18 protein-coding genes and 1 pseudogene are annotated in these 17975 nt (G+C 71.5%); 5 read left to right on the top strand and 14 right to left on the bottom strand.

Annotation, left to right across the window (positions count from 1 at the left end):
- Nucleotides 1-49: 49 nt before the first annotated feature.
- Nucleotides 50-1711, top strand: a pseudogene (gene ctaD / locus ACZ5NH_RS10905) (aa3-type cytochrome oxidase subunit I); the annotation flags it as partial.
- Here ctaD and ACZ5NH_RS10900 read toward each other — a convergent pair.
- A complete protein-coding gene (locus ACZ5NH_RS10900; RefSeq protein ID WP_468774299.1) occupies nucleotides 1623-2672 on the bottom strand; it encodes a helix-turn-helix transcriptional regulator in 1050 nt (349 codons plus the stop codon). The pseudogene ctaD and the gene ACZ5NH_RS10900 sit on opposite strands and share 89 nt — an antisense overlap.
- Before the next feature lie 77 nt (nucleotides 2673-2749).
- Nucleotides 2750-3412 (bottom strand): transglycosylase family protein, encoded by a 663-nt coding sequence (locus ACZ5NH_RS10895; RefSeq protein WP_468774297.1) that lies wholly within the window; start codon nucleotides 3410-3412, stop codon nucleotides 2750-2752.
- A gap of 538 nt (nucleotides 3413-3950) precedes the next feature.
- Here ACZ5NH_RS10895 and ACZ5NH_RS10890 point away from each other — a divergent pair.
- Together ACZ5NH_RS10890 and ACZ5NH_RS10885 are read left to right on the top strand one after the other, a co-directional pair.
- Nucleotides 3951-4760, top strand: coding sequence for a hypothetical protein (locus ACZ5NH_RS10890; RefSeq protein ID WP_468774295.1), 810 nt, complete (start codon nucleotides 3951-3953; stop codon nucleotides 4758-4760).
- Between the two features lie 83 nt (nucleotides 4761-4843).
- Nucleotides 4844-5245: a hypothetical protein gene (locus tag ACZ5NH_RS10885; protein WP_468774293.1), complete on the top strand. Its 402-nt coding sequence runs from the start codon at nucleotides 4844-4846 to the stop codon at nucleotides 5243-5245.
- 64 nt (nucleotides 5246-5309) lie between these two features.
- Here ACZ5NH_RS10885 and der read toward each other — a convergent pair whose 3' ends face one another.
- The 5 genes from der to ACZ5NH_RS10860 all read right to left on the bottom strand — a co-directional run bounded on the left by der (nucleotide 5310) and on the right by ACZ5NH_RS10860 (nucleotide 9586).
- A complete protein-coding gene (gene der, locus ACZ5NH_RS10880; protein ID WP_388626589.1) occupies nucleotides 5310-6794 on the bottom strand; it encodes a ribosome biogenesis GTPase Der in 1485 nt (494 codons plus the stop codon).
- A 93-nt stretch (nucleotides 6795-6887) separates the two neighbouring features.
- Nucleotides 6888-7595 (bottom strand): lysophospholipid acyltransferase family protein, encoded by a 708-nt coding sequence (locus tag ACZ5NH_RS10875; protein ID WP_468774291.1) that lies wholly within the window; start codon nucleotides 7593-7595, stop codon nucleotides 6888-6890.
- Complete coding sequence (gene cmk / locus ACZ5NH_RS10870) at nucleotides 7553-8248, bottom strand: (d)CMP kinase (RefSeq protein WP_451552764.1); 696 nt, start codon at nucleotides 8246-8248, stop codon at nucleotides 7553-7555. Before cmk ends, ACZ5NH_RS10875 begins: the two co-directional genes overlap by 43 nt.
- Before the next feature lie 118 nt (nucleotides 8249-8366).
- A complete protein-coding gene (locus ACZ5NH_RS10865) occupies nucleotides 8367-9452 on the bottom strand; it encodes a prephenate dehydrogenase (RefSeq protein WP_451552765.1) in 1086 nt (361 codons plus the stop codon).
- Complete coding sequence (locus ACZ5NH_RS10860) at nucleotides 9449-9586, bottom strand: hypothetical protein (protein ID WP_468774288.1); 138 nt, start codon at nucleotides 9584-9586, stop codon at nucleotides 9449-9451. The genes ACZ5NH_RS10865 and ACZ5NH_RS10860 overlap by 4 nt, the downstream gene beginning before the upstream one ends.
- 146 nt (nucleotides 9587-9732) lie before the next feature.
- On the opposite strand from ACZ5NH_RS10860, the gene ACZ5NH_RS10855 reads away from it, so the two are divergent.
- Both ACZ5NH_RS10855 and ACZ5NH_RS10850 read left to right on the top strand, forming a co-directional pair.
- Nucleotides 9733-10119: a Rieske (2Fe-2S) protein gene (locus ACZ5NH_RS10855; RefSeq protein ID WP_468774286.1), complete on the top strand. Its 387-nt coding sequence runs from the start codon at nucleotides 9733-9735 to the stop codon at nucleotides 10117-10119.
- A gap of 22 nt (nucleotides 10120-10141) precedes the next feature.
- Complete coding sequence (locus tag ACZ5NH_RS10850; protein WP_468774284.1) at nucleotides 10142-10885, top strand: nucleotidyltransferase domain-containing protein; 744 nt, start codon at nucleotides 10142-10144, stop codon at nucleotides 10883-10885.
- Here ACZ5NH_RS10850 and ACZ5NH_RS10845 read toward each other — a convergent pair.
- From ACZ5NH_RS10845 to ACZ5NH_RS10815, 7 genes are all read right to left on the bottom strand, one after another.
- Nucleotides 10811-11560, bottom strand: a complete 750-nt coding sequence (locus tag ACZ5NH_RS10845) for a nucleotidyltransferase domain-containing protein (protein ID WP_388636845.1) — start codon at nucleotides 11558-11560, stop codon at nucleotides 10811-10813. The two genes, ACZ5NH_RS10850 and ACZ5NH_RS10845, sit on opposite strands and share 75 nt — an antisense overlap.
- 4 nt (nucleotides 11561-11564) lie before the next feature.
- On the bottom strand, nucleotides 11565-12572 hold the full coding sequence (locus ACZ5NH_RS10840; protein ID WP_468774282.1) for an ADP-ribosylglycohydrolase family protein: 1008 nt from the start codon (nucleotides 12570-12572) through the stop codon (nucleotides 11565-11567).
- 78 nt (nucleotides 12573-12650) lie between these two features.
- Nucleotides 12651-13724, bottom strand: a complete 1074-nt coding sequence (locus ACZ5NH_RS10835) for a pseudouridine synthase (RefSeq protein WP_468774280.1) — start codon at nucleotides 13722-13724, stop codon at nucleotides 12651-12653.
- 13 nt (nucleotides 13725-13737) lie between these two features.
- On the bottom strand, nucleotides 13738-14385 hold the full coding sequence (gene scpB, locus ACZ5NH_RS10830; protein ID WP_468774278.1) for an SMC-Scp complex subunit ScpB: 648 nt from the start codon (nucleotides 14383-14385) through the stop codon (nucleotides 13738-13740).
- Nucleotides 14382-15368 (bottom strand): segregation and condensation protein A, encoded by a 987-nt coding sequence (locus ACZ5NH_RS10825; protein WP_468774276.1) that lies wholly within the window; start codon nucleotides 15366-15368, stop codon nucleotides 14382-14384. Before ACZ5NH_RS10825 ends, scpB begins: the two co-directional genes overlap by 4 nt.
- A gap of 849 nt (nucleotides 15369-16217) precedes the next feature.
- Nucleotides 16218-16775: a hypothetical protein gene (locus ACZ5NH_RS10820; protein ID WP_388636831.1), complete on the bottom strand. Its 558-nt coding sequence runs from the start codon at nucleotides 16773-16775 to the stop codon at nucleotides 16218-16220.
- Entirely contained in the window at nucleotides 16760-17893 is a 1134-nt protein-coding gene (locus tag ACZ5NH_RS10815) for a ParA family protein (RefSeq protein ID WP_451552773.1), read from the bottom strand. Before ACZ5NH_RS10815 ends, ACZ5NH_RS10820 begins: the two co-directional genes overlap by 16 nt.
- Between the last annotated feature and the right edge of the window lie 82 nt (nucleotides 17894-17975).

The following is a 17975-nucleotide window of genomic DNA, read 5'->3' as shown; positions in this document are numbered from 1 at the left end:
ACGCGGGGCGGCAGGCCCGGGCGCGACGATGCGAAGGGGCGGGCGAGCGATGGGGACCGAGACCGTAGGGGCGTCGGCAGGGCCGGCGCGCGGCAGGAACCGGGCCGGCCGGGTGGTGGTCGACTGGCTCACCACCACCGACCACAAGAAGATCGGGCATCTGTACCTGATCACGGCGTTCGGCTTCTTCCTGGCCGGCGGGGTCATGGCGCTGCTCATGCGCGCGGAACTGGCCCGGCCGGGACTCCAGATCATGAGCAACGAGGAGTACAACCAGCTGTTCACGCTGCACGGCACGATCATGCTGCTGCTCTTCGCGACCCCGAGCTTCGCGGGCTTCGCCAACGAGCTGATGCCGCTGCAGATAGGTGCGCCGGACGTGGCCTTCCCGCGCCTGAACATGCTGTCGTACTGGCTGTTCACCTTCGGCGGGCTGATCGTGCTCGGCTCGCTGCTCACCCCGGACGGGCCCGCGGCCTTCGGCTGGTTCGCCTACGCGCCGCTCAACGACTCCCTGCACTCCCCCGGCGTCGGCCCGGACCTGTGGATCATGGGGCTGGCGCTGTCCGGCTTCGGGACGATCCTCGGCGCGGTCAACTTCGTCACCACGATCGTCGGGATGCGCGCGCCGGGCATGACGATGTTCCGGATGCCGATCTTCACCTGGAACACGCTGTTCACGTCGATCCTGATCCTGCTGGCGTTCCCGGTGCTGGCGGCGGCACTGCTGGTGCTGGAGGCGGACCGGCGGTTCGGCTCCCAGGTGTTCGAGGCGGGCAACGGCGGGGCGCTGCTGTGGCAGCACCTGTTCTGGTTCTTCGGGCATCCCGAGGTGTACATCATCGCGCTGCCGTTCTTCGGGATCATCACCGAGATCATCCCGGTGTTCAGCCGGAAGCCGATCTTCGGCTATCTGACACTGGTCGCCGCGACCATGGCGATCACCGGGCTGTCGATCGTGGTGTGGGCGCACCACATGTTCGCCACCGGCGCGGTACTGCTGCCGTTCTTCTCCTTCATGTCGTTCCTGATCGCGGTGCCCACGGGCGTGAAGTTCTTCAACTGGACCGGCACGATGCTGGGCGGCTCGCTGTCCTTCTAGACGCCGATGCTGTGGGCGACGGGCTTCCTGGTGACGTTCCTGTTCGGCGGTCTGACCGGGGTGATCCTGGCCTCCCCGCCGCTGGACTTCCATGTCACGGACTCGTACTTCGTCGTGGCGCACTTCCACTACGTCGTGTTCGGCACGGTCGTCTTCGCGGTCTTCGGCGGCTTCTACTTCTGGTGGCCGAAGTTCACCGGGAAGATGCTGGACGAGCGGCTGGGGAAGATCCAGTTCTGGACCTTGTTCACCGGCTTCCACACCACGTTCCTGGTGCAGCACTGGCTGGGCGCCGAGGGCATGCCCCGCCGGTACGCCGACTATCTGGCGGCCGACGGCTTCACCGCGCTCAACACGGTCTCGTCGATCGGCTCCTTCCTGCTGGGCCTGTCGACGCTGCCGTTCCTCTACAACGTCTGGAAGACCGCCAGGTACGGCGAGAAGGTCGAGACCGACGACCCCTGGGGCTACGGCCGCTCGCTGGAGTGGGCGACCTCCTGCCCGCCGCCCCGGCACAACTTCAACGCGCTGCCCCGGATCCGCTCGGAGTCCCCGGCGTTCGACCTGCATCACCCGGAGTACGCGGCGAAGGAGCCTGCACCGGACCCCGCGCCAGCGCCGCGTCGAGCCGGTCCCGGATCCGCCTGATCTCCCCGGTCAGCCCGGCGGGCTCGATCACCTCGAAGGGGAAGCCGGTCATCATGATGTGAATGACCATCACCTCCAGGTTCGGCGCTCCGCTGCGCAGGACGCAGGCGTCCTCCCCGTCCGCCTCCAGCGTCCCGGCGGACGGCGAGATGCGCTCGGCGGCCTCGTGCAGCGGCACCAGCAGCCGTACGGCGGAGTGCGTGGCGTACGCGCGCGTGGAGACGCCCTTCGAGACGTAGGCGGCCAGGTCCTCGGCGGGGGGCTCGCGCGGGGTGAAGCGGGGCCCGTGCGGGGGCTTGGGAGTGATGCGGTCGACGCGGAAGGTCCGCCAGTCCGCCCGGTCGACGTCCCAGGCGACCAGATACCAGCGCCGCTCGGTGCACACCAGCCGGTGCGGCTCGACGGTGCGGCGGCTGTCCGCGCCGTCGTGCGTGCGGTACTCGAAGCGCAGCCGCTCGGCGTCCCGGCACAGGTTGGCCAGTCCGGTGAGGAGCGCCGGGTCGACGTCCGCGGCCGGCGGGCCGCCGCGCAGCATCGGCACGGTGTAGGCGCCCAGGGCGCTCACCCGGCGGCGCAGCCGGCCCGGCAGCACCTGTTCGAGCTTGGCGAGGGCGCGCACCGAGGTCTCGCCGATGCCCTCGATGCCCTGCCCGGCGGCGGTGCGCAGGCCGACGGCCACGGCCACGGCCTCGTCGTCGTCCAGCAGCAGCGGCGGGAGTTCGGCGCCCGCGCCCAGTTGGTAGCCGCCGCCGGTGCCGGGGCTGGCGTTGACCGGGTAGCCCAGCTCGCGCAGCCGGTCCACGTCCCGGCGGACCGTGCGCGTCGTGACGCCGAGCCGGCCGGCGAGTTCGGCGCCGGACCACTCGCGGTGGGCCTGGAGCAGCGAGAGCAGGCGCAGCAGACGTGCCGAGGTCTCCAACATGGGGCCGAGTCTGTCAGGGAACGCGGACAGCCACTGTCCTCGACGGACAGCGGCTGTTCTGCGCGGGTGCTCGGTGTTCAGAGCGCGAGGCGCTGGCCGGGCACGATCAGGTTCGGGTCGTCGCCGATGACCTTCTTGTTGGCGGCGTAGATCCGCTGCCAGGTGGTGCCGTGCCGCTCGGCGATGGCGCTCAGGGTGTCGCCCTCGCGGACGGTGTAGTCACCCGTACCGCGGGACTCGCTGCGGTTGGTGTGGCCGGCCGGGCGTTCCGGCGCCTTCGCCGGGGCGGACTTCGTCGTCACGCTGCCCTTGTCGACGCTCGTACCGGTGGTCGCGGCCGCCGGGGCCGCGCCAAAGGCTCCGGCGCGGGCCGAGCAGACCGGCCAGGCGCCCCAGCCCTGGGCCTGCTGGACCTCGGTGGCGACGGCGATCTGGGCGCTCCTGGAGGCCTGGTCGGCCGTCGGGGCGTAGGCGGTGCCGCCGTACGCGCGCCAGGTGCCGGCGGAGAACTGGAGCCCGCCGTAGTAGCCGTTGCCGGTGTTGATGTGCCAGTTGCCGCCGCTCTCGCACTGGGCGATGCGGTCCCACACTCCGTTGTCCGCCGCGGCGGCGTTGCCGGTGGCGGCCAGCAGTCCCAGCGGGGCCAGCAGTGCGGCTCCGGCCAGCGCGGCCGTCGTACGGCCCTTGCGGGCGCCGTCGGGACGGGCGGTGTTGCGGGTGGTATCGGCACACTCGGACATGTAATTCCCTCTCCACGAACCCGGGCTCCCCCGGGCGGAGCACGCCTCGCCGCGCAGGACCGCGGTCGTGCGTGCCCGCCCCGTCCGTGTGACCGGTGCCGGCGGTGGTGCTGTGCCGGTGCCGGGCGTCGGACGTACCCGAGCGGTGCTCGTTGCACACGGCGGAGGAATGTAAGGAGGACGAGCGGTCGGAATCAACCAACTCACTGTCATTCCAGGCCAGTTGCCCGTTACCGCGAGTATCGGCGATTTTCGGCCACCCACTACATCCGCTGATTTCCTGATTTTTCGACCAACGGCTGAAGCGATCTGTGACCCACTTCACCACTCCAAGTTCCTTGACGAGGCGACGAGTTGACCATGAGTAGCGAATTCCGGACCGTTGGTGACCGTGTGCGCCGCTTGGTTCGAACCGGTTGCCCTCGGGGCGTGACTCCCACCACAGGACGTCCGTTGTCTTCTTCATGAGCCCGGAACCCCGGGACTCAGCGGCCGGGAGCCACCCGGCCGACCCAGCACCGCATCCCGAGGAGCCACCGTGCCGCGCATGCTCGACGTCAGTGACGCCGTACGCGCCGAGATCGGCGACGAAGAAGCCGACCGGCTGCTCGCCGGAGAGAACGCCCCGGGCAGTTACGACTGCACGTCCTGCCGCACCCCGGGCGACTCCGAGCAGGAGCGCACCAGCACCGTTCTGTTCGTCGGCGACGAGACCGCCGTCCTTGCTTTCGCCCACGCCAGCTGCCTGCCCTCGCAGGTCGTCCAGGTCACCGAGGAGCAGCTGCAGGGCGCCGTCCGGTCCATCGGCGGCGGCACCGCGGGCTCCGGGGCCGCGGGCTCCGCCGCCGCGGGTGAGCCGCAGAAGGCCGGGCCCGAGCAGGCCGTGCTCGGCGTGACCAGCGGACTCGTCCTGATCGAGGGAGAGTTGCACCCCGCGCTCGTCGTCGAGCCGACCTCGCCGATCGTGCGTCCGGGCTCCACCGGGACGGGCGACGACTTCCTGCCACTGCTCATCGAGCAGGGGTTCATGCCGCTGACCGAGCTGGCGTCCGTGCCGCCGGTGCTGCACGGCTGGTCGGTGCTGCTCGCCGTGGGCCAGCTGCACGCGGTGCTGCAGCCCTCGGCGAGCGGCGGGCAGCCGGTGGCCTGGTGGCAGGCGCATCAGCCGCTGCAGGTGACGGACAGCTGGCGGGCCGCCGCGAACAAGCACCAGCAGGTGCTGATGTTCGCTGCGCCGGTGGGTTCCATCGGCCGGCAGCCGCGGGAGGACCTGCTGCGGGAGTCCCTCGACAAGGCGGCGGCGAACGGAAAGCTGGTCGCGGCGGCGCTTCCTCTTGCGGGCACGTGATTCCTTCCCGCGCATATCAGCACAGTCCGGCGCCCCTGATTCCGTGACCGCATCCCTTTGGGGCCCCGGTCGTTTGGACATACGTGCACGCATACGACGCTCCCCCTCCCCGCCGGTCCGCCTTCGTCTCTGTTCCCTCTGCGCGGTTGGCGCACGACGGGGGCGGTGGGGGCTCGGCCACGCCGATCTACGACTCGCTCTACGCGGAGTGGGTCAAGACCTTTCGTACGCTGCCGGGTGACCGCAGCGGGGAGGAGGGGCTGACGTTCAGCCCCTTCGGGCAGCTGCCCGACCGCACGGGGGGCTACGGGGGCCACCGGGCGGGGTCGTTCAGCAGCACGTACAGCGCCTACAGCGCGGGCGCGTACAGCGCGCGGCAGCAGTCGCAGTGGCAGCGGGTGGGCACGCTCGGGCGGCAGCATCAGGACAGCGGGATGCAGCATGTGCCGGCGGCGCTGCCGCCGGGGCCGCGTCGCGGTGTGTGACCCGCCTACGACGTGAAGGGCGGCCCCTGGAGGACCAGGTGCCGCCCTTCACGTCGTACCGCCGTTACTTCTTCTTCGCGCCGCGCTTCTCGCGCACCCGCACGGAGATGTGGATCGGGGTGCCCTCGAAGCCGAACTCCTCGCGCAGGCGGCGCTCGATGAAGCGCCGGTAGCCGGCCTCGATGAAGCCCGAGGCGAAGAGGACGAAGCGCGGGGGCTTGGTGCCGGCCTGGGTGCCGAACAGGATGCGCGGCTGCTTGCCGCCCCGGATCGGGTGCGGGTGGGCCGAGACCAGCTCGCCGAGGAAGGCGTTGAGGCGGCCGGTGGGGACCCGGGTCTCCCAGCCGGCGAGGGCGGTCTCGATCGCGGGGACCAGCTTCTCCATGTGTCGGCCGGTGCGCGCCGAGACGTTCACGCGCGGGGCCCAGGCGACCTGGCCCAGCTCGGTCTCGATCTCGCGTTCCAGGTAGTAGCGGCGCTCCTCGTCGAGGGTGTCCCACTTGTTGTAGGCGAGGACGATCGCGCGGCCCGCCTCGACGGCCATGGTGACGATCCGCTGGTCCTGCACGGAGATGTTCTCGGAGGCGTCGATCAGGATGACGGCGACCTCCGCCTTCTCCACCGCGGCCGCGGTGCGCAGGGAGGCGTAGTAGTCGGCGCCCTGCTGGAGGTGGACGCGCTTGCGAATGCCCGCGGTGTCGACGAACTTCCAGGTCACGCCGCCCAGTTCGATCAGCTCGTCGACCGGGTCGCGGGTGGTGCCCGCCAGCTCGTTGACGACGACGCGCTCCTCGCCGGCCACCTTGTTCAGCAGGGAGGACTTGCCGACGTTCGGGCGGCCGATCAGGGCGATCCGGCGCGGGCCGCCGATGCCGGTGCCGCCGAAGGTCTCGCGCGGCGCGTCCGGCAGTACCTCCAGGACCGCGTCGAGCATGTCGCCGGTGCCGCGGCCGTGCAGCGCCGAGACGGGGTGCGGCTCACCGAGGCCGAGGCTCCACAGGTAGGCCGCGTCGGCCTCGCCGCTCGGGCCGTCGACCTTGTTGGCGCACAGCACCACCGGCTTGCCCGCCTTGCGCAGCAGCCGTACGACCGCCTCGTCGGTGTCCGTCGCGCCGACCTTGGCGTCCACGACGAAGACGACCGCGTCGGCCGCCTCGATGGCGTACTCGGCCTGGGCGGCCACGGAGGCGTCGATGCCGAGGACGTCCTGCTCCCAGCCGCCGGTGTCGACGACCTTGAAGCGGCGGCCGGCCCATTCGGCCTCGTAGGTGACGCGGTCGCGGGTGACGCCCGGCTTGTCCTCGACGACCGCCTCGCGGCGGCCGATGATCCGGTTCACCAGGGTCGACTTGCCGACATTGGGGCGGCCGACGACGGCGAGCACGGGCAGCGGACCGTGGCCCGCGGCCTCGATGGCGCCCTCGACGTCCTCGATGTCGAAGCCCTCTTCCGCGGCGAGCTCCATGAACTCCGCGTACTCGGCGTCGCCGAGAGCCCCGTGGTCGTACTCGTGCTCAGCCGAGTCGCCGGGCTGGATGTCGTCGTTCATGTAGTCCGTACCTCGTCGTTCTTCGTGGTGATCGGTGGAACAGGCCCCTGACGGGATGACCCCTGGTGGGCTGATCCACTACTCAAGTGTCGCCTAGCGCCCGGTCAGGCGCCTGGCGTTTTCCAGGTGGCTGGTGAGCTGCTTCTGGATGCGCTCGGTCGCCTCGTCCAGCGCCGTGCGGGTGCGCCGGCCGCTGCCGTCGCCCGCCTCGAAGGGGTCGCCGAAGACGACGTCTATGCGCGAACGCAGGGGCGGGAGCCCCTTTATCAACCGCCCGCGCCTGTCGGAACTTCCCAGTACGGCTATGGGCACGATCGGTGCCCCGCTGCGTACGGCGAAGTAGGCGAGCCCGGCGCGCAGCGAGGCGAAGTCGCCCTCACCCCGGGTGCCCTCCGGGAAGATGCCCAGCACTCCCCCGGCCTCCAGCACGCCGAGGGCCCGGGTGATCGCGGCGCGGTCGGCGGTGGCGCGATCCACCTTCACCTGGCCGATGCCGGTCAGGAAGGGGTCCAGCGGGCCGACGAACGCCTCCTTCTTGATCAGGAAGTGTGTGGGCCGGGGTGCCACGCCCATGACCATCGGGCCGTCGATGTTGTGGGAGTGGTTCACGGCGAAGATCACCGGACCGCTCGTGGGCACCTTCCAGGCGCCGAGCACGCGCGGCCTGAACAGCCCGTACATCAGGCCGACGCCGATGCGCCGCCCGACCTCGGCGCCCCGCACCGAGGGCAGCTTCTCCGCGGGAGCTGACGGAAGGCTCACTTCCCGGCCCGCTTCTCCTCGACCAGGGTGACGACGCACTCGATGACCTGGGCGAGGGTGAGCTCGGTGGTGTCCACCTCGACCGCGTCGCCGGCCTTGGCGAGCGGCGAGGTCTTGCGGGAGGAGTCAGCCGCGTCCCGCTTGATCAGCGCCTCGCGGGTGGCGTGGATGTCGGCGCCCTTCAGCTCACCGCTGCGGCGGGCCGCACGGGCCTCCGGGGAGGCGGTGAGGAAGATCTTCAGATCGGCGTCCGGGAGGACGGTCGTACCGATGTCACGGCCCTCGACCACGATGCCGTTCTCGGCGCCGACGGCAAGCGAGCGCTGCAGCTCGGTGATCCGGGCGCGCACCTCCGGCACCGCGCTGACCGCGCTGACCTTGGAGGTGACCTCCTGGGTGCGGATCGGGCCGGACACGTCGACGCCGTCGACCGTGATGGCCGGGGCGGCCGGGTCGGTGCCGGAGACGATCTCCGGCTTGCCCGCGACGGCGGCGACGGCGGTCGGGTCCTCCAGGTCGATGCCGTTGTTCACCATCCACCAGGTGATCGCCCGGTACTGGGCACCGGTGTCCAGGTAGCTCAGGCCGAGCTGTGCGGCGACGGCCTTCGACGTGCTCGACTTGCCCGTGCCGGAGGGGCCGTCGATCGCGACGATCACGGGCTTGGCGGTCGGGGCGGCGCCGTTTTCCACGGAGGGACACCTTCCTGGTGCGGTGTGGGCGGGTGCGGGGGCGAGAGCGCCCTGCACAAGGTTACTGGGTGCGGGTCACTCGTCCGGCCCTGCGGGCGCGGGCGCGGACATCGGCGGGCTACTGCCGCAGGGCCCACCCGCGCTCCCGGAGGGCGGCCGTCAGCACCGGTACCGCCTTCGGCTCCACCATCAGCTGCACCAGACCGGCCTGCTGCCCCGTCGCATGCTCGATCCGCACGTCCTCGACGTTGACCCCGGCCCGTCCCGCGTCGGCGAAGATACGGGCCAGCTGCCCCGGCTGGTCGTCGATCAGGACCGCCACGACCTCGTAGACCCGCGGAGCGGACCCGTGCTTGCCGGGTACCCGCACCTGGCCCGCGTTCCCGCGGCGCAGCACGTCCTCGATGCCGGCGGTGCCCTCGCGCCGCTTGTCCTCGTCGGAGGACTGCAGGGCGCGCAGTGCCTCGACGGTCTCGCCCAGGTCGGCGGCCACGTCGGAGAGCAGGTCGGCGACCGGGCCCGGGTTGGCGGACAGGATGTCGATCCACATGCGCGGGTCGGAGGCGGCGATCCGGGTCACGTCCCGGATGCCCTGCCCGCACAGCCGTACGGCGGCTTCCTCGGCGTTCTCCAGACGTGCGGCGACCATGCTGGACACCAGGTGGGGCATGTGGGAGACGAGGGCGACGGCGCGGTCGTGGGCGTCGGCGTCCATGACGACCGGCACCGCCCGGCAGTGCGAGACCAGCTCCAGGGCGAGGTTCAGCACCTCGGTGTCGGTGTCCCGGGTCGGGGTGAGCACCCAGGGACGGCCCTCGAAGAGGTCGGCGCTCGCGGCCAGCGGGCCGGACTTCTCCCGGCCGGACATGGGGTGGGTGCCGATGTACGCCGCCAGGTCCAGACCGAGCGCCTCCAGCTCGCGGCGCGGGCCGCCCTTGACGCTCGCCACGTCGACATAGCCGCGGGCCACACCGCGGCGCATGGCGTCGGCGAGGACGCCGGCCACATGGGCGGGCGGGGCGGCCACGATCGCCAGGTCGACCGGGCCCTCGGGGGCCTCGTCGGTGCCGGCGCCCAGCGCGGCGGCCGTACGGGCCTGCTGGGGGTCGTGATCGGCGAGGTGGACGGTGACGCCGCGCTGGACGAGGGCCAGGGCGGCGGAGGTGCCGATGAGGCCGGTGCCGATGACGAGTGCGGTTCTCACGGTGCGATGTCCCCCCGCAGGGCGGCCGCGGCGCCGGGGCAGACGCGGCTCATGCCGGCTGCGACCTGCTCGTCCCTGTGTCCGGCCGCGTCCCGCCCGACCGGGACGGCCGCCCGGACCGCTCGTACCGCCACGGCGCTGCTCCCTGCTGACGTGCGGATCTTTTCTTGGTCCGTCCAGCGTAGTCAGCACGCGCGCACGAAGCGCACGGCGCCCGACCGCTGAGACGATGCGGGGAATCCGGTATTCACCGAATTCGACGTGTTGTACGGAGGTCGGCATGACTGAGGGCGCGACGCGGCGCACGGTTCTGGCGACGGGTGCGGCGGCGGTCCTCGCACCCGTCGCGGCATGCGGTGGCGGCGCCACCACGAGCGCCGGCGAGGAGCTGGCCAGTACCAGTGACATCCCGGAGGGTGGCGGCAAGATCTTCAAGGACAAGAAGGTCGTCGTCACCCAGCCCAAGAAGGGTGACTTCAAGGCCTTCTCGGCGATCTGCACGCACTTGGGCTGCACGGTGAGCACGGTCGCGAACGGCACGATCAACTGCCCCTGCCACGGCAGCAAGTTCCACATCGGGGACGGTTCGGTGGCCCACGGTCCGGCGAAGCGGCCGCTGCCCAAGGAGTCGATCAAGGTGGAGGGAAATTCGATCAAACTGACGTGAGGGGTCGGCGTACGCTCCCGGCATGCAGCCCGAGACCCTGGTACGCGACCACACCGTCTACGCCTGCGTCATGGGTTCCCGGGCCTTCGGCCTGGCCACGGACACGAGCGACACCGACCGGCGGGGTGTGTTCCTCGCCCCCACCCCCCTCTTCTGGCGGTTCGAGAAGCCGCCGACGCATGTGGAGGGGCCGGGCGAGGAGCAGTTCTCCTGGGAGCTGGAGCGGTTCTGCGAGCTGGCGCTGCGCGGCAACCCGAACATCCTGGAGTGCCTGCACTCCCCGCTGGTGGAGCGGCTGGACGACACCGGCCGGGAGCTGCTGTCCCTGCGCGCGGCCTTCCTCTCCCGCCGGGCCCACGACACCTTCACCCGCTACGCCCTCGGCCAGCGCAGGAAACTGGACGCCGACATCCGTACGCACGGCGCCCCGCGCTGGAAGCACGCCATGCATCTGCTGCGCCTGCTGATGAGCGCCCGGGACCTGCTGCGCACGGGCGAGCTGCGGCTCGACGTCGGCGACCGGCGCGAGCCCCTGCTCGCGGTGAAGCGGGGCGAGGTCCCCTGGGCCGAGGTCGAGAGGTGGATGGCCCGGCTCGGGACGGAGACGGAGCAGGCCCTGCACCGCACGCCGCTGCCGCCCGAACCTGACCACGCGCGCGTGGCCGACTTCCTGTTCCGGGTGCGCCGGGACTCAGCCGTCCAGGCGCACGCGGACCACGAGGTCGTGCAGGGCGTCGTACGCACCGGGCGCGTCGGGCAGGGCTGAGGCGGCCTGTGCCTCGTCGAGCTCGGCGTGCAGCCGCTCCACGTCGGCCTCCACGCGCGCGTGCGGGACATCCGCGCTGCCGTGCTCCCGCTCCGCCTTGGCGGCGATCAGCTCGGGCAGATAGCCGGGGGCGTCGAGCTGGTCCAGCAGCGTGGGCAGATGGGCCTGGACCTCGCCGCTGCGCATGAGGTGGATGCCGGTGAGCAGCACCCGGAACGTGTAGAGCAGCGGCTTGAGTTCGCCGGTCTTCTCGAACAGCCGCCACTGGGTCACCGCGAATCCCCGGTAGTGGTGGGCGTGGTGGCTGGTGAGGACGCCGGGGGCGAGCGCGGCCAGCTCCCGGTGCGTGTCCCCGGTGTGCACGACCAGCGGCGAGAGCAGCTGCTCCAGCACATAGCCGTTGCGGCGCAGCATCAGCCGTACGAACTTGCGCAGATCGTGGGTGACGAGGTCCAGTTCGACGCCGTAGCGCACCCAGGCCCGGGAGCGGGTCTCCTCCGGCTCGCGCAACCCGACGAGGTCGGCCGCCGGGAGCAGATGGACGCCCCGCAGGTCCACGTCGGAGTCCTGCGAGGGGAAGCCGTACAGATGGGCTCCGGACACGGTCGCGAACAGCAGGGGGTCGGGCTGCTCCGCGACCACGGGCTTCAGGTCGATGTCGAGGTCGTCGATCATGGGGCTAAGCGTCCCAGAGCGTGCCCAGCGCCGACAGATCGCCCCGGTACTCGATCCGCTCGGTCCAGTCGGCCGGCCAGGCCTCCTCGCCCAGCCACGCGCCCGCGAAGGCGCCGGTGAGGCAGGCGACGGAGTCGGAGTCGCCGGAGGAGCAGGCGGCCCGGCGCAGGGCGGTGACAGGCTCGTCGGGAAAGAGCAGGAAGCACAGCAGTCCGGTGGCGAGGGCCTCCTCGGCGATCCAGCCCGCGCCGGTGGCCAGGCACGGGTCGGTCTCCGGTGAGACGGTCCGCACGGCCTGCTGGAGGCGGTCGAGGACGGCGAGGCACTCGTCCCAGCCGCGCGCTATGAAGTGCTCGGGGCTGGGGTCCTGGGCGCGGGTCCACAGGTCGCCGAGCCAGGTGTGGTCGTAGTGCGTGCGGTGGTCGAGGGCGTATGAGCGCAGCTGTCCGACCAGACCCGTCGGGTCGGTGCCCTGGGCGAGCAGGCGGACGGCGCGGGCGGTGAGGTCCGAGGCGGCGAGCGCGGTCGGGTGGCCGTGGGTGAGCGCGGACTGCAACTGGGCGGCGCCGGCGCGCTGTTCGTCGCTCAGGCCGGGGGCGAGGCCGACGGGAGCGACCCGCATGTTGGCACCGCAGCCCTTGGAGCCGACCTGACTGGCGTCCTGCCAGAGTCGGCCCTCCTCCTTCAGCAAGGCGCACGCGGTAAGGCAGGTGCGGCCCGGGGCGCGGTTGTTCTCCGGCGAGTGGTACCAGTCCACGAACTCCGCGCGCAGCGGCCGCTCCAGGCGCTTGGGCGCGAGGTATCCACGCTCCATGGCCGTCCTGAGCCCGCGTCCCACGGCGAGGGTCATCTGCGTGTCGTCGGAGACGAAGGCGCGCTTGGGCAGCCCCATCTCCCGCCAGGGCCCGCACTTGGCGAGGATCGACGGTACGTCGTCGAACTCGGCCGGGAAGCCGAGGGCGTCCCCGAGGGCGAGGCCCAGGAGTGCCCCGGTGGCGGCGCGCTTGGACATAGGATCACCATCCCCCTTTATCGTCACCCTGACAATAAAGAGGGATGGTGATCGCGGCAAGGCGTTTTGTACGCCGGCTTAGAGGTCGACTTCCTTCATGAGCATCCCGACCTCGGTGTTGGACAGGCGCCGCAGCCAGCCCGACTTCTGGTCGCCGAGGGTGATCGGACCGAAGGCGGTGCGGACCAGCTTCTCGACCGGGAAGCCGGCCTCGGCCAGCATGCGCCGCACGATGTGCTTGCGGCCCTCGTGCAGGGTCACCTCGACCAGGTAGTTCTTGCCGGTCTGCTCCACGACCCGGAAGTGGTCCGCGCGCGCGTAACCGTCCTCCAGCTGGATGCCGTCCTTCAGTCGCTTGCCAAGGTCGCGCGGGATCGGGCCGACGATCGCCGCGAGGTAGGTCTTCTTCACGCCGTACCTGGGGTGGGTCAGACGGTGCGCCAGCTCACCGTGGTTGGTGAGCAGGATGACGCCCTCGGTCTCGGTGTCCAGCCGGCCGACGTGGAAAAGCCGCGTCTCACGGTTGGTGACGTAGTCCCCGAGGCACTGCCGCCCCTCCGGGTCCTCCATCGTGGAGACGACACCGGCGGGCTTGTTCAGCGAGAAGAACTGGTACGACTGCGTCGCGACCGTCAGGCCGTCGACCTTGACCTCGTCCTTCTCCGGGTCGACCCGGCGGCCCTGCTCCAGGACGATCTCGCCGTTGACCTCCACGCGCGCCTGCTCGATCAACTCCTCGCAGGCCCGCCGCGAGCCGTAGCCGGCGCGCGCGAGGACCTTCTGCAGCCGCTCGCCCTCCTGCTCGGCGCCCGGGAAGGTCTTGGGCAGCTTGATGTCCTTCTTGCCGGCGTAGCGCTCCCGGTTGCGCTCCTCGGCGCGCGCCTCGTACTCACGCGAGCGGGCGGGGGCCGTACGGCCGCGCCCGCCGCTCTCCTGGGGCTGCTTGGGGCCGCCCTTGGCGCCGCCGCGGGCCGCGCCGCCGCGCCCGGACTTGGGGCCGTCCTTCGAGGCGGCCGGGCCCACGTCGTAGCGGCGCTCCTCGGGGCGGGGCTTGCGGGGACGGCCCTGCCCCTGTCGCTCGTCCCGGTTGTTGCCGGCGCCGCGGTAGTTACCGCGCCCGCCGCTGTTCCTGCCGCTGCCGCTGCTTCGCATCAAGGTTTCCGTCTTAGTCGTCTGCGTCCTGAGCACCGGGCGCGTCGGGCGCGTCCGGGTCGAACGACGGGACCCCTTCCTGGGTCTCGGCCTCGATCGCCTCCGCCTCCGGGAGGAAGGGCGCGAGCTCCGGAAGCTCGTCCAGGCCACGCAGGCCCATCCGCTCCAGGAAGTAGTTCGTCGTCCTGTACAGGATCGCACCTGTTTCGGGTTCCGTGCCCGCCTCCTCGGCCAGACCCCGTTGCAGGAGGGTGCGCATCACACCGTCGCAGTTGACTCCGCGTACCGCGGAGACACGGCTGCGGCTGACCGGCTGGCGGTAGGCGACGACCGCGAGGGTCTCCAGCGCGGCCTGGGTGAGCCGGGCGGTCTGGCCGTCCAGGACCAGCCGCTCGACGGCGGGCGCGTAGTCGGCGCGGGTGTAGAAGCGCCAGCCGCCCGCGACGAACCGCAGCTCGAAGCCGCGGCCCTGCACGGTGTACTCGTCGGCCAGCTCCCGCAGCGCGTCCGCCACCTGCCGCCGCGGCCGCTCCAGCAGCTTGGCGAGGTGCTCCTCGGTCGCGGGCTCGTCCACGACCATGAGCATGGCCTCCAGGGCGGGCTTGAGGGCGAGATCGGCGACGCCGCGCAGCCCCGGGGAGAGCTCTGTGGTCTCGCTCATACCTTCTTGTCCTCCTTCTTGTCCTCCTTGGGCTGCTCCGGCGGCCGGTCGAACTCGTCGGTGACCATCGGTGCGGTGTCGGTGTCCCCACCGGTCCAGCGCACGAGCAGCTCGCCGAGCGCGGTCTCCTGTTCCAGGGCGACGGCCTTCTCGCGGTACAGCTCCAGCAGGGCGAGGAAGCGGGCCACGACGGTGAGGGTGTCGTCGGTGTCCCCGACCAGCGCCCGGAAGCTGGCCTCGCCCAGCTCCTTCAGCCGCGCGACCACGATTCCGGCCTGCTCCTGCACGCTGACCAGCGGGGCGTGGATGTGGTCGACGTAGACCTGTGGCTTGGGCTTGGGCTGCATCGCCTTGACCGCGAGCCTGGCGAACCCCTCGGGGCCGATACTGATGACGACCTCGGGCAGCAGCTCGGCGTGGTGCGGTTCCAGGCCGACGGTACGGGGCCAACGCCGGGCTTCCTCGTCGAGCCGCCGGTTGAAGATGTCCGCGATCTGTTTGTACGCGCGGTACTGCAGCAGCCGGGCGAACAGCAGGTCCCGCGCCTCCAGCAGCGCCAGGTCGGCCTCGTCCTCGACCTCGGCGGCGGGCAGCAGCCGGGCCGCCTTCAGATCGAGCAGCGTGGCGGCGACGACAAGGAACTCGGTCGTCTGATCCAGGTCCCAGTCGGGCCCCATGGCCCGGATGTGCGCCATGAACTCGTCGGTGACCTTGGAGAGGGCGACCTCCGTGACGTCCAGCTTGTGCTTGGAGATCAACTGAAGGAGCAGGTCGAAGGGCCCCTCGAAGTTGGCGAGCCGCACCTTGAAAACACCGTCGACGGAGCCCTGGGCCTCCACGGCCTCTCCGGGTCCAGCGGCTACGGGAGCTTTGGGCCCGGCGACCACGAGCGCTTCCGGCACGCCCGGCGCGAGAGCTTCCGGCCCGACGACCGCGAAGGCCTCCGACCCGGCGGCCACCAGCACCTCCGGCACGGCGGGCACGGACCCATCGGAGTCGGCAGCTGCGGGCGCTTCCGGGTCGCCGGCTACGGGATCTGCCGACTCGGTGGCCACCAGCGCTTCCGGCACGGCGGGCGCGGACCCATCGGAGTCGGCAGCTACCGGCACGTCCGGCCCGGCAACTGCGAAAACCTCCGACCCGCCGGCCACCAACACTTCCGGCCCGGCGGGCACAGACCCATAGGAGTCGGCACCTACGGGCGCTTCCGGGTCGCCGGCTACGGGATCTGCCAGCTCGGTGGCCACCAGCGCTTCCGGCACGGCGGGCACGGACCCATCGGAGTCGGCGGCTACCGGCACGTCCGGCCCGGCAACTGCGAAAACCTCCGGCCCGGCGGCCACCAACACTTCCGGCACAGCGGGCACGGACCCATCGGAGTCGGCAGCTGCGGGCGCTTCCGGGTTGCCGGCTGCGGGAGCTTCCGGCCTGGCAACGGCGAAAGCCTCCGGCCCGGCGGGCACAGACCCATGGGAGTCCGCGCCTACGGGCGCTTCCGGCGCGGCGGGCGCGGAGCCGTCGGAGTCGGGAGCTGCAGGAGGTTCGGGCTCGGTGGCTGCGGGGGCTTGCGGCTCGGCGGGTGTCGGTTCTTCGGGGGGCGCGGGCGGCGGTTCCCCGGGTGGGATGGCAGCGGATGCCTCTTCCGGCAGGCCGTCGGGCTCACTCGCCTGCGCCGGAACCTCGGCCTCAGCCATCGGCTCGCTCTCCGGCGCAGCCGGCGGAGCTACACGCGGAGCCCCTGGACCCCGCCCCAGCGCACGCCGGCGGCCGGCGCCGGCGCCGGCGCCGGGGAGGGGAACGTCGTTCGAGGTCATAGCCCCCGCAGGCTACCCCTACCGCCCCCGCAGCCGGCGTACGAGGATGCTCGCGTCCCCGCGGGACTCCAGGTCGGCCAGGACCACGGCCACCGCCTCGCGGACGATGCGCCCGCGGTCGACGGCGAGCCCGTGCTCGCCGCGCAGCACCAGACGGGCGTGTTCGAGGTCCATCAGCTCCTCGGCCGACACATACACCGTGATCTTCTCGTCGTGCCGCTCGCGCCCACTGGGCCGCCGCGCCGCCGCCCGCCCCCGCTTCCGCGGCGCCGCGGCGGAGGGCTCACCAGAACCGTCCTGCGCCGCCTGCCGCCGCGCCGGGCGGGTGCGGGACTCGCCGGCCCCGTCCTGCTCGGCCTCCGCCGCGGCATGCTCCGCGCCCTCGCCGTCACCGCCCTGGACCGGCACCGACGGCGGTGCGTCCTCCGCGGCGGCCGCGCCGTCGCTCTCCCCCGCGGGAGCCGGGACCCGGGCCTCACCGTTGGCCGAGCGGCGGGGAGTCGACGGCTGCAGTGCCGTCCCCCCTGTCGTACGGAAGAGTTCGTCGGCCCCGGGCAGACTCACTCGGCGTGACACCGGGCGAGCACCTCCCTGGCGAGCTGGCGATAGGCGGCGGCACCGACGGAGTTGGAGGCGTACGTGGTGATCGGCTCACCGGCGACCGTGGTCTCCGGGAAGCGCACCGTGCGGCCGATGACCGTGTGGTACACGTGGTCGTCGAACGCCTCGACCACACGGGCCAGGACCTCACGGCTGTGGACCGTGCGCGAGTCGTACATCGTGGCGAGGATGCCGTCCAGTTCGAGCTCGGGGTTGAGCCGCTCCTGGACCTTCTCGATGGTCTCGGTCAGCAGAGCCACACCGCGCAGGGCGAAGAACTCGCACTCCAGCGGCACGATCACCTTGTGAGCGGCCGTCAGGGCGTTGACGGTGAGCAGACCGAGCGAGGGCTGACAGTCGATCACGATGTAGTCGTAGTCGGGCATCAGCGGCTTCAGGGCGCGCTGCAGCGTCGACTCACGGGCCACCTCGGAGACCAGCTGGACCTCGGCGGCCGACAGGTCGATGTTGGACGGCAGCAGGTCCATGTTGGGGACCGCGGTCTTCAGCAGGACCTCGTCCGCGGACATGCCCCGCTCCATGAGCAGGTTGTAGACCGTCAGGTCGAGTTCCATCGGGTTGACGCCGAGACCCACCGACAGCGCGCCCTGCGGGTCGAAGTCCACGAGCAGCACGCGCCGGCCGTACTCCGCGAGCGCGGCACCCAGGTTGATGGTCGACGTGGTCTTGCCGACGCCGCCCTTCTGGTTGCACATCGCGATGATCTTCGCGGGGCCGTGGTCGGTCAGCGGGCCCGGGATCGGGAAGTACGGCAGCGGGCGTCCGGTCGGGCCGATGCGCTCACGGCGCTGGCGGGCCGCGTCGGGCGCGAGCGTGGCCGCGTACTCCGGATCGGGCTCGTACTCGGCGTCGGGGTCGTAGAAGTGCCCCTCGGGCAGTTCGTCGTAGTCGGCGAATTGGTTGTGGGGCGCGCCACTTCCGTCGCCGGCCATGGCGTTCACGTGATGGCCATCCATGCTCTGGGGTGCTGTCCGGGCCGTCTGCGGACCCGGACTCTGGTGGGCTGCGAAGGTGCGCACAGCTACGGAGCCGACAGCCTCGAATCCCGCGGGGCCCTGGCCCCGTGCAGGCATTCCTGGTTGACCACCCCCGGGAGAAAATGTCGACTCATTCACAAGTCGTCTTACCTCCTTGGTGACCAGGAAACTTCTAGAC

This window comes from Streptomyces sp. NPDC031426, assembly GCF_055581585.1.
The sequence above is the reverse complement of the archived record's forward strand: the minus strand, read 5'-3'. Positions and strand labels throughout refer to the sequence as shown.